The organism is Synechococcus sp. R3-13 (genome assembly GCF_047462195.1).
In the GTDB taxonomy this organism is placed as follows: Bacteria; Cyanobacteriota; Cyanobacteriia; order Thermostichales; family Thermostichaceae; genus Thermostichus.
This window is the reverse complement of record NZ_JANSIO010000102.1, coordinates 1-9,716: the sequence shown is the minus strand read 5'-3', so window position 1 is coordinate 9,716 and position 9,716 is coordinate 1. Positions and strand designations below refer to the sequence as shown.

The following is a 9,716-nucleotide window of genomic DNA, read 5'->3' as shown; positions in this document are numbered from 1 at the left end:
CTCCCGGCCTCCCGACTCCACTCTGGGAAAGAGAATCCGCTGCCCTGAGATCGGCTCCGGCCAAACTTGAAGCAGGGCCTCGGCCACAAACTCTTGGGGCATGAGATCGGGATGGATGCCGTACTGGGCGAGCACGGAAGCGGTCTTGGATCCCACCACCGCCACTTGTACGGGGTGGAGAGCCCGACTGTCCCGACCTTGCCGGTGCAACCGCTCAAAGAAAGCCTGCACCCCGTTGGCCGAAGTCAGCAACAGCCAGTTGAATTGGCCCAGGCGGGCAATGGCGGCATCCAAGGGATCCCAACAGGTGGGCGGTTGGATCACCAGGGTGGGCATTTCCAGCACCCGCGCCCCCTGGGCCTGCAGCAACTCACAAAAAGCTGGCGATTGCCCCTCAGAACGGGTAACCAGCACCGTCTTGCCTGCCAAAGGAGCCGGTGGCAGCAAGGGTGGGATCCCCGGCAAAAAGTCCTGCCGCAACCGGATCACCTCCCCGACCACCAGCAGACCCGGCAACTTCGCCTGACCCGCCTCCTGCTGCAGCTCCGCCAAGGTGCCTACCCACACCTGTTGCTCTGCCTGCCCCGCTCCCCAGATCACAGCCACCGGTCGGTCTGCCGGGATCCCAGACTCCATCAGCCGTGCGCCAATGTGCTGTCGCTGCCGGGATCCCATCAAAATCACCAAAGTATCCAACTGGGCCAGGGCGCTCCAGGGCAAGGCCTCTAGATCGTGGGCAGTCAGCACGGCAAAAACGCGGCTTAAGTGCTTATCGGTCAGGGGGATCCCTGCCCAAAAGGGGCCAGCCAGGGCCGACGACAACCCCGGCCAAATCTCAAAGGGACAGCCCGCCTCCCTAAGGGCTTGGATCTCTTCGCGAGCGCGGCCAAAGATCAAGGGATCCCCTGACTTGAGGTGAACCACCTGTTTGCCTTCTCGGCAGCGCTGGATGAGCCAGTGGATGCCCTCCTGGAGGCTTCCTGGCCCAGAGCGTCGCCACACCTGCGCCTGCGGCGGCAACTCTGCCAACAAGCGCTCATCCACCAGCTCGTCGATCCAGATAGCCTCAGCCTGCCGTAGGATCTCCAGTGCTCCCTGCGTCAGGCCCGCCCGCCCGCCCAGCCCTGCCCCCACTAGATACACCTTGCCCATGCCCTACCCCTTGGAATGTCGATCTTGCCCCTTGTAAGAAGGGGATCCCGCTTGCTTTGCAAATATAAATCGAAGACGCCTCCCAACAGCTCCTCTTCCAAGGGGTGGCCAGCCTGAGGAAAAACTGGTCTACTTGCGAGATACTGAAAGCGTGGCCGCCTGAGGATCCCTGCCTATGTCCGGTGTAACTCCAGAGCCTTGGCCGCGGCGGCGTTTTTTGGCCAGTGGAGCTGCTCTGCTAGCAGTAGGAGCGGGCTCCCGCCCCTCTTCGGCCAGATCCCGGCCCTTGCGACTGGTCACCAACTGGTACGCCCAGGCCGAACACGGCGGCTTTTACCAAGCCCTGGCCACCGGCATCTACGCCGACTACGGTCTGCAGGTGGAAATCCGCATGGGGGGAACGGCGGTTAACGTGCTGCAACTGCTAGCCGGGGGAGCGGCAGATTTTGTGCTCGGCGGCAGCCCCGACGCTCTGGCGGCTCTGCAAGCTGGGATCCCTGTTCTCACCGTGGCCGCCTTTTTCCAGAAGGATCCCCAGTGTCTCTTGGCCCATCCAGGGGTGGGCATCGAGCGCCTGGAAGACCTGCGGGGCAAGCCCATCTGGGTGTCACCGGGGGCCAACCTCACCTACTGGCCTTTTTTGCGGGCCAAATTTGGCTTTACCGACGAGCAGAAGCGCCCCTACAACCTCAGCCTCACGCCCTTCTTGCTGGACAAGTCTTCTGCCCAGCAGGGCTATGTGACCTCCGAGCCCTTCCGCGTGCGCCAGGAGGGGGGCTTTGATCCCGTCGTTTTTCTGCTGGCCGACTACGGCTATTCCCCCTACGCCACCACCCTGGAGACCACCCGCCCCTTTGCCGAACAGCACCCGGAGCAGGTGCGAAAATTTGTAGCTGCCTCCATCCAGGGCTGGCAGAGCTACCTAGAGGATCCCCGCCCCGGCAATCGCCTCATCCGCCAAGACAACCCCAACATGAGCGAGGCCCTCCTGGCCTACGCCCACCAAGCCTTGAAAGACTACGGCATCCTTACCTCAGGAGATGCAGCCACTTTGGGGATCGGGGCCATGACCCACCAGCGCTGGCAAACCTACTTTCAGGAGATGGTGGCCCTGGGGATCGGCGCAGCGGGTCTGGAGGTTCGCCAAGCCTATACCCTCGACTTCCTCCCCGGCCCCACTGCCTAAGGGATCCCCACTTCCATCGCCGCCAAACTGTGCAAAAGCGGGGATCCCTGCATCCCCAGCTCATGGCGCCGGTGCATTTGGTTTGTCAGCAAGTAGGCCAAAGGTGGGTGGCCGCTCAGCCGTTGGCGGGGGTGGGGCAGATGGTCGTTGCCGAACTGGTGGCGGTACTCCTCCGAGTCGATAAAGGCATTGACCATGGCCTGCAAGCCCTGGTGCACCAAAATGTCGTGGTAGGCGGCCACCTCCTCCTTGCTGGCCGGGGCCCGTCCCAAAAAGTGCTTGAAGCCCTGCTCTACACAGCGGGTGTTGCAGCCGGCACTGAAAAAGAGTTGCCGGTAGAGCCGGGATCCCCCAATCTGGCGAACCAAGCGCTTAATCCCGATCCGCCCCCGCAAGAAGTCCTGCTCGATTTTCTCCAGCTCTCCTGTTTTCTCGTGCTGGTAGGGCTGGCGTTCCAAAAGCTGTTGGTAGGCAGCCCGCAACAGGTTTTGCAACGTTTGCGGATCCCGCTGGCGTGGTTCCATGGCAATAGCTCCCAATCGACGAAGCCAACAAAAACAGAAAAGATCGATTTACAGACAAAATGGGGGACTACTTTAAAGAAATTATGAAGGGAATAGCAAATGGCTCGATACGCTTTTACGGCAAACTTCAGCACATCCTTCTGTAACAAAATTGCCAATAAAAGACCGTGAAGGTTCTACTTAAGATTTACCTTGCCGACAGAACGACCGGGGGAGATCTGCGATAAATATTTACGAAAGGATTGTCATTTTCTCCAATTTACGTGATTTCACTTTGTAACTTTCTAGCCGATAAAAAAATTCCGTGTTTATTCGTAGTTAAGTATTATGACACTTCCATCCAGAATAACCTGCTCCAGATCCAGAATATAAGTTAAGTAAAGAATGTAGCCTCTCCCAGGGTCACAGGTGCAGGGCTCATCATTTGAAGTGCTCTGGTGAAGTGCTCTGGTTTGATTGACTGGGGACTCAGGTGTTGCTGTAGACCTGCAAGGGGGCTGCAGGGGAAGGGAGTTAATTGTTGTGATTTGTTTGCGTTGCTTATGCAGTAGATCTTGCCCGCCGGGGTTTTTTGTCTGCCCTTAATGTGGATCCCGTCTATGGTTAAACAAATCCGGCTAGAGCCTTTATCTCGTGTCTCGGAGGTCGATACCTACAGCAATCTGCTGTCGGCCATTTTGTCGGAGGAGCTGCAGGTTTCGCGGGAATGTAACGGTCGCGGCCTCTGCGCCACCTGTCATGTTTACGTCAAAGAGGGAATGGAAAGCCTCACTCCCATCACCCCCCGCGAGGCCAAGACTCTGGAGACCATTACCAGCGCCCGCAGCAATTCCCGGCTGGCCTGTCAGGCGCGGGTGGTTTCCGATGGCGTGGTGGTGGAGCTGCCGCCGGGGATGTACGTGAACTCGCTGAGGGATATCGAAGTGCTCATCGGTCGGCGGGCCGAACAAGACCTGCTGCACCCACGGACGGGGAAGGTTTTGGTGGAGCAGGGCAAGATCATCACTCGCTCTACTGTTAAGCAGCTAGAAAATGAGGACTTCCGCATCATTGGCAATACGCTGGCCCAAACTCGGGAAGTTTGATGGATTGTCGATATTCAGGGATCCCTTGGGCTCAGCGGGCATTGTCTTATAGACAATCAACCAAGGATTGAACAATGTTGGATCCCTCAGATAGCTGACCAAGTTTATCGAATGCTTAGCCATTCATTTTGTTGACTCATTGGCATTGTCTGGCCCAGTTGATCCCTACAAATCCCACCAAATCCTGTTGCTTTGCAATCTAGAATTATCCATTTTTTATCAGGAGAGCGCCATGGCCACCACATCTCGACCGGATCCCCGTCCTGCAGTCACCCTGCCTGTGGGCCGTGACAAGCATGCCCACTACAGTTACCGCGATTTCTTTCGCTTCAACCGAGATCAGGGCACGATTATCGATTGGAACAACACCCAAAATCTGCTGTTGAGCGAAGACTTTATTGTGGGCTTGCAAACAGGCCTGGAACGGGAAGTGGGAGATGCTTCGGCGGCGGTGATGTACACCATTGGCAGAGATTGGGGCATCCGCGATGCCAAGCACTTCTCCGAGTGGTACGAGCGGGAGTATGGGATTGGCGTAAAACAGTCCAACCTTTTGTTTTTGCTGGAGACTTGGTGGTGGCCTTTTACGGCTCAGGGCTGGGGCAAGTGGGAGGTGGAAACCGAATCCAAACAAAAAGGCTTCCTGTTTATCAACTTGTTTGACTCGATGGTGGCTCGCACCCTAGGGGATGTGGGCAAGCCGGTTTGCCATCTCTATGCCGGGCTATTTGCCGGGTTTTTCACCGCTATGACTTCCCGCGAGCTGGCCTGCATCGAGATCCAGTGCTACGCCATGGGGGAAACCTACTGCAAGTTCCTGTTGGGCGGGCAAGAACGCATTGATGCCGCCAATTTTTGGATCACCGAAGGGGCCAGCGCCCGCGAGATCGAGCAGCGTTTGCACCAGTTGTGAGGCTTGCTTGTGGCTTTTGAAGGCTCTCTGGGATCCCTCGACACTTTGGAGAAACGCCCATGGTCACCTTCAACTTAGACACCGATCTGGACTTAACCCAGCCGCTGGCGGTCTTTTTGCAGGGGTTGAACTGGGATAACCGACCCCCGGCCAAGGCTCCCTTTGCTCAAGAGCCGCCGCCGCAGTCCCCCATGCTCTTTGCCCAATCGGTGGGACAGTTTTTTGCCGGCTTCAATTGGTCGGGCATCTGCCCACGCTCAGAGCCGCTGCCGGAATTGCCGGCAGAGGATCCCTTTACCCTTGAGGATTTTGCCGCCTTGTTTGGCGGAGCTTTGCTCTAGCTCTGGTTTGTTCAGGGCTCTCAGTTGTGCTCTCTCGATCCGTGCTCTAAGGAGACTTCACCCATGGATGACCTTCACTCTTGGCCGGAGCGCATTGCCGAGCGAGAAGGGGATTACTTAACACCCGACGATCTGCAAGACCTGATTCGCTACTCTCTCTCTTTTCAAGAACGGCTGGAGCTTTACCAGGTCTTACAACAGCAAGAGCTGACCTGGATCCAAAAGGTTTTGCAACAGCAGGGGCCAACCCCCGTCGCGACAGCGTTGCCCAGCAGCAATCCCGCCAGAGAGGGGGCAGAACCTTCTCTAACCCCGGCTCAGCGCCTCTTGGCTCGTCAATTGGCCTTTTGTTTGCGCTCCCTGGGCCTGAGTCTGTTGCTGGGGGATCCCACCCCTGTGCAGCAGGTAACTCTTGGTGCGATGGAACAGTACCTAGGGTTGCCGCAAGCGCTCGCTCAGCTACGGGCAGTGGTTCAGGGATCCCTGCCAGCGGATCAGCAGGGTTTGCTTGCCCCCTACTGGCAAGAGCTACAAGCTGTCTGCGCCACTTCTCAGGCCCAGTTCCCTTCCCCCTCTTCTTCTAGGTCTGAGGCCGAGGTTGACCTGCCCACAGTTCCGCCGGAGAGGGCTCTCACCTTGGCGGAAATGTTTGTGTGAAGCCCACTGAAGGAGGCTCTATCTATGAATTCAAGGGTTGCCGAGCTGATGCAACAAAGCGAAGGCCGCTATCTGCGCCCGGACGAGTTGAAAACTCTACACGCCTACGTGGAAGGGATCCCGAAGCGGGTCCGCCTTTACCAGGTTCTGCAGGCCAAAGAACAAGAGCTGCTGGATCGGGTGATGGAGAAGTTTCAGCCGATGATGCCGAATTTAATCCGCCAGCATGGTCACCTGGCCTGGGAGCGCTGCCGCCGGGATCTGAGCATGGTGTGGCGCTACTGCTGCATGGCCATGCTGCTCAACGACGAAGACTACCTGAGGGATAAATTGCTCTACTGGCTGGAGACGATCCTGAAATCGTTCAAGATGCGCGACCAATGCCAGCCTGCCTACAAGTTAATGCTCGACTCCCTGACCTACATCTTTGGGGCAGAAGAGAGCGAGATGATCCGTCCTTATCTGCTTTTGGCCAAATCCATGCTGGTTAACTAGGTCCATTCGCCCTCAATCTATTCACCAAAGTTCCCTGCGCCCTCCGATAGCGACCTCCTTCTCCCGATTTACTGTATACAGTTTATACAGCTCACTCCTTAATCATTCATTCCCTCACGCCAAAAATTCCAGCCGCTCCCCAATCTATCCATCCCCGCCCTCTTGTCCACCTGACTGCGAGAATAGCCATGATCTCCCTGCAAGAGATTCTGCAAGACCAGATCTTGCCTGGGCACTGCTTTAGCCCTGCCTACTACATCCGCCCTGACATCCACACCGGACTGCTGTACAGCCGCGGAGGATACCGCTTGGCGGCCTTTCCCATGCCCCTGCTGGAAGCTCTCTACTCCGGCCTGCGCTATGAAACTGGCCAAGCCACCCGCGTCATTCTCTACAACTGTGGCCGCGATTGGGGAGAGGCATTTTTCCGCCGTGTTGAAGACGAGCTTTCCGGCTACTACCAGCAGCCGCTGCAGGAATTGCCGATGGGGATCTTCCTGGATGCCCTCAGCGACCTCTGGGCCACCCACGGTTGGGGACGCCTGGAGCTGGACTTTTCCGCTGCTGACCACGGCTTGGTTCAGGCCGGGATCCGCAATTCCGGGTTTGCCCTTGCCGCTCGCGCCAGCTTCAACCCGGAGGAACCTTCTGCACGGCGAGAGCCTGCCGGATATTTGGAGGCGGGAATGCTGGCCAGCCTCTTCTCATTGCTTTCGGGGCGGGATCTCATCTGCGTACAGACCACCTGCGAATCCCTGGGGGCCGATCTCAACCGCTTCCTCATCGGCACGGCTCAGCGGCTGCACCACTGCGAGGAATGGGTGCGCAAGGGCCTCTCCCACGAGGAGATTCTGGATCGGCTCACCGCCAGTCCCTAGGGCCAGAGCTGTTTTCAGGGGCTCGCTAGGGCAGGTAGGGCTGAAAATCTTGGGTGACCGTCAGAGTCAAGTTGGCATTGGCGTTGATCACCGCCACTTCCGGCGCCGTTACATTGCCGATGACAGCCCCTGCCGCCGCTCCACCCAGCACTTTCTCCGTCGAGATCACGCGGTCGCCGAACAAGCCTCCCAAGATGGCCCCCGCAGCTGCCCCAATCAAGGCATCTTGCACAATCGCTTCCCCGGAAGTGTGGCGGGGATCCTTGCGCAGCGGGATAACCTGGCTCTGAGCGTAGAGGGGGTAGGATTGGCCGTTGAAAATCAGGGCCCGCGAGACAAACTGGGTGCCGCCGCTCACCGGCTGAAATTGGCCTTCCAAAACAGCCCCCGCCGGGACGACCATGTTGCCGTAGATGTCCCGCAGAGGGGTATCCAAGCTAAGGCTGACGGCGCGGGTTTCCCCAGGGGCAATCAAGAGGGTTTCTGGGGAGCGATGCACCGCCTGGATCAGATCCCCAGAGCGCAATAGCAACGTGGTTTGCAGTTGAAAGGGCTGGCCAGGTTGCAGGGGTTGAGGGCCAGGGGGAAGGGGGCGAGGATTCACAGGACGCCATCCCTCACCGGCAGGCGGTGGTGGCAAGGGCCCCATTTGGGCCAAAACTGGGGCGGCCATCTGCGCTGAGAGCAATCCGCCAAGCAGAGGAGCCAACAGGCGGCTGGCTGGGTTGGTCATGGTCTTACCCCCATTCATCATTCCTACGCTAGCTGCAAACCGGACAAAACCGGGAGCCTTTCGGGCCTTACCTATCTTTTACCTATCTTGATCAAAGCCAACTGAATGGAAATGGGCTACCTCAGGTGAGCAGATTCCGCTGCTCTTCGCTCCAGATAGAAGTACGGAAAAACGCTAGGGTTGCCCACTCTGGGATCCCTGCTGTCCATGTTAGATTAGGCTCTAGGTTTCTCCCCCTGCGTGGGGCCGAAGTCTTGCAGCATCCCAACCCTCTTCTTGTAGCTATGAAGCGCAGCACATCCATGCCGGGCCAGCCCTCTCCCGGGTCAGAAGCTTCCGCCCAACCTGCTCAATCCTCTTTCCAGCCTTTTGCCATCTCCACTTGGAAGTCTCTTCTCTCGTCAGTGCTGCTGGTGCTGCTGGGCATTGGGCTGGGAGCGGCTCTGGTGGGGGGCAAGGGGGTATCTGCCCAGACGACGGCAACCCCGCCCCAACTGAACCTGAATTTCATCGCCGATGTGGCGCAAAAGGTGGGGCCGGCGGTGGTTCGCATCGATGCTGAGCGGACGGTGCGCGCCCCTGCCCCTTTTCCGGAGGAGTTTTTCAGCGATCCCTTTTTCCGGGATTTCTTTGGCCAAGCGATCCCTTCCATCCCTCGGCAGCGGCGACAGCAGGGAACCGGCTCTGGGTTCATCATCAGCCCAGACGGCCAGATCATCACCAATGCCCATGTGGTCGAGGGATCCGACAAGGTAACGGTGACGCTCAAGGATACCCGCAGCTTTGATGGGCAGGTAATCGGTTCGGATCCGGTTACGGACATCGCCGTGGTGAAGATCAACGCCCAGAACCTGCCGACCGTGAAGCTGGGGCGCTCGGAAACCCTGGAGCCGGGCCAGTGGGCCATTGCCATCGGCAACCCCCTGGGTTTGGATAACACCGTTACGGCTGGGATCATCAGCGCTTTGGGCCGTTCCAGCGGGGAGATTCGGGTGCCTGACAAGCGGGTATCTTTTATCCAAACGGATGCGGCCATTAACCCCGGCAACTCCGGCGGCCCGCTGCTCAACGCTCAAGGGGAGGTGATAGGGGTGAACACCGCCATCATCCAGGGAGCGCAAGGGTTGGGCTTCGCCATCCCCATTGAGACGGCCCAGCGGGTGGCCAATCAGTTGATCACTCGCGGCAAGGTGGATCACCCCTACCTGGGCATCCGCATGCTCACGCTGACTCCAGAGCTGAAGGAGCGCCTCAACCAGGATCCCAATAGCCGCATTTTGATAACGGTGGATCAGGGTGTACTGATTGGCGAAGTCATCCAGGGATCCCCGGCGGAACGGGCAGGGCTGCGGTCTGGGGATGTCATCCTCTCCATCAATGGTCGTGCCGTAACCACAGCCGATCAGGTGCAACAGGAGGTGGAGCGCACTGAGGTGGGCAGCACCCTGGAGCTGGAGATCGAGCGAGCCGGGCGACGACAGAAGATCCGGGCGGTAACGGGCTCTTTCCCGGTTCCGAGCGGAGGCTGATTGGGCATGGTTGACCGCCCCTCAAGTATCAACCAGACCCCAGCGACACAGCAGGGTTGTTGTCAATGGGGGTAAACCTCTCAACCTAGGTTGCGAACTCCCCTTTTCCCCTGGGAGAGGGGCTGGGGCGGTGCTGATCGCGCCAGCGGGACGGAGTCCTTACACTTGGGCTGTTTCAAACCAATTTGCAGTGACCAAGAAAACTGGGTTGCAAGCCCCGCCC

The 9,716-nt window shown here is 58.5% G+C and carries 11 protein-coding genes; 8 read left to right on the top strand and 3 right to left on the bottom strand.

Annotated features, from left to right (window positions below; translation table 11 throughout):
• Positions 1 to 1,152, bottom strand: a 1,152-nt coding sequence (gene cobA / locus NW856_RS03460) for a uroporphyrinogen-III C-methyltransferase (protein ID WP_414399094.1), incomplete at its 3' end; no start/stop codon positions are given.
• Between the two features lie 175 nt (positions 1,153 to 1,327).
• Here cobA and NW856_RS03455 point away from each other — a divergent pair.
• Positions 1,328 to 2,338: an ABC transporter substrate-binding protein gene (locus NW856_RS03455; RefSeq protein ID WP_414399093.1), complete on the top strand. Its 1,011-nt coding sequence runs from the start codon at positions 1,328 to 1,330 to the stop codon at positions 2,336 to 2,338.
• Here NW856_RS03455 and NW856_RS03450 read toward each other — a convergent pair.
• Positions 2,335 to 2,862 (bottom strand): phycobilisome rod-core linker polypeptide, encoded by a 528-nt coding sequence (locus NW856_RS03450; protein ID WP_414331885.1) that lies wholly within the window; start codon positions 2,860 to 2,862, stop codon positions 2,335 to 2,337. The genes NW856_RS03455 and NW856_RS03450 overlap by 4 nt on opposite strands.
• Positions 2,863 to 3,461: 599 nt before the next feature.
• Here NW856_RS03450 and NW856_RS03445 point away from each other — a divergent pair.
• The 6 genes from NW856_RS03445 to NW856_RS03420 all read left to right on the top strand — a co-directional run bounded on the left by NW856_RS03445 (position 3,462) and on the right by NW856_RS03420 (position 7,231).
• Complete coding sequence (locus NW856_RS03445) at positions 3,462 to 3,947, top strand: 2Fe-2S iron-sulfur cluster-binding protein (protein ID WP_414331883.1); 486 nt, start codon at positions 3,462 to 3,464, stop codon at positions 3,945 to 3,947.
• Between the two features lie 232 nt (positions 3,948 to 4,179).
• The gene (locus NW856_RS03440) at positions 4,180 to 4,860 is read left to right on the top strand and encodes a V4R domain-containing protein (protein WP_414331881.1); all 681 of its coding nucleotides are present in this window, start codon (positions 4,180 to 4,182) and stop codon (positions 4,858 to 4,860) included.
• A 59-nt stretch (positions 4,861 to 4,919) separates the two neighbouring features.
• The gene (locus NW856_RS03435) at positions 4,920 to 5,201 is read left to right on the top strand and encodes a hypothetical protein (RefSeq protein WP_414331880.1); all 282 of its coding nucleotides are present in this window, start codon (positions 4,920 to 4,922) and stop codon (positions 5,199 to 5,201) included.
• Between the two features lie 63 nt (positions 5,202 to 5,264).
• Entirely contained in the window at positions 5,265 to 5,858 is a 594-nt protein-coding gene (locus NW856_RS03430; RefSeq protein ID WP_414399092.1) for a hypothetical protein, read from the top strand.
• A gap of 24 nt (positions 5,859 to 5,882) precedes the next feature.
• Positions 5,883 to 6,353, top strand: coding sequence for a phycobilisome protein (locus NW856_RS03425; protein ID WP_414344046.1), 471 nt, complete (start codon positions 5,883 to 5,885; stop codon positions 6,351 to 6,353).
• A gap of 188 nt (positions 6,354 to 6,541) precedes the next feature.
• Positions 6,542 to 7,231: a V4R domain-containing protein gene (locus NW856_RS03420; protein WP_414399091.1), complete on the top strand. Its 690-nt coding sequence runs from the start codon at positions 6,542 to 6,544 to the stop codon at positions 7,229 to 7,231.
• 25 nt (positions 7,232 to 7,256) lie between these two features.
• On the opposite strand, the gene NW856_RS03415 is transcribed toward NW856_RS03420, so the two are convergent.
• Positions 7,257 to 7,964, bottom strand: a complete 708-nt coding sequence (locus NW856_RS03415) for a hypothetical protein (RefSeq protein ID WP_414399090.1) — start codon at positions 7,962 to 7,964, stop codon at positions 7,257 to 7,259.
• A gap of 284 nt (positions 7,965 to 8,248) precedes the next feature.
• Here NW856_RS03415 and NW856_RS03410 point away from each other — a divergent pair, with 284 nt between their 5' ends.
• Entirely contained in the window at positions 8,249 to 9,493 is a 1,245-nt protein-coding gene (locus NW856_RS03410; RefSeq protein WP_414344042.1) for an HhoA/HhoB/HtrA family serine endopeptidase, read from the top strand.
• The last annotated feature ends 223 nt before the right edge of the window (positions 9,494 to 9,716 follow it).

Coding starts and splice junctions, on each gene's coding strand:
- NW856_RS03455 (WP_414399093.1), top strand. CDS start 1,328: ATGTCCGGTGTAACTCCAGAGCCTTGGCCGCGGCGGCGTTTTTTGGCC.
- NW856_RS03450 (WP_414331885.1), bottom strand. CDS start 2,862: ATGGAACCACGCCAGCGGGATCCGCAAACGTTGCAAAACCTGTTGCGG.
- NW856_RS03445 (WP_414331883.1), top strand. CDS start 3,462: ATGGTTAAACAAATCCGGCTAGAGCCTTTATCTCGTGTCTCGGAGGTC.
- NW856_RS03440 (WP_414331881.1), top strand. CDS start 4,180: ATGGCCACCACATCTCGACCGGATCCCCGTCCTGCAGTCACCCTGCCT.
- NW856_RS03435 (WP_414331880.1), top strand. CDS start 4,920: ATGGTCACCTTCAACTTAGACACCGATCTGGACTTAACCCAGCCGCTG.
- NW856_RS03430 (WP_414399092.1), top strand. CDS start 5,265: ATGGATGACCTTCACTCTTGGCCGGAGCGCATTGCCGAGCGAGAAGGG.
- NW856_RS03425 (WP_414344046.1), top strand. CDS start 5,883: ATGAATTCAAGGGTTGCCGAGCTGATGCAACAAAGCGAAGGCCGCTAT.
- NW856_RS03420 (WP_414399091.1), top strand. CDS start 6,542: ATGATCTCCCTGCAAGAGATTCTGCAAGACCAGATCTTGCCTGGGCAC.
- NW856_RS03415 (WP_414399090.1), bottom strand. CDS start 7,964: ATGACCAACCCAGCCAGCCGCCTGTTGGCTCCTCTGCTTGGCGGATTG.
- NW856_RS03410 (WP_414344042.1), top strand. CDS start 8,249: ATGAAGCGCAGCACATCCATGCCGGGCCAGCCCTCTCCCGGGTCAGAA.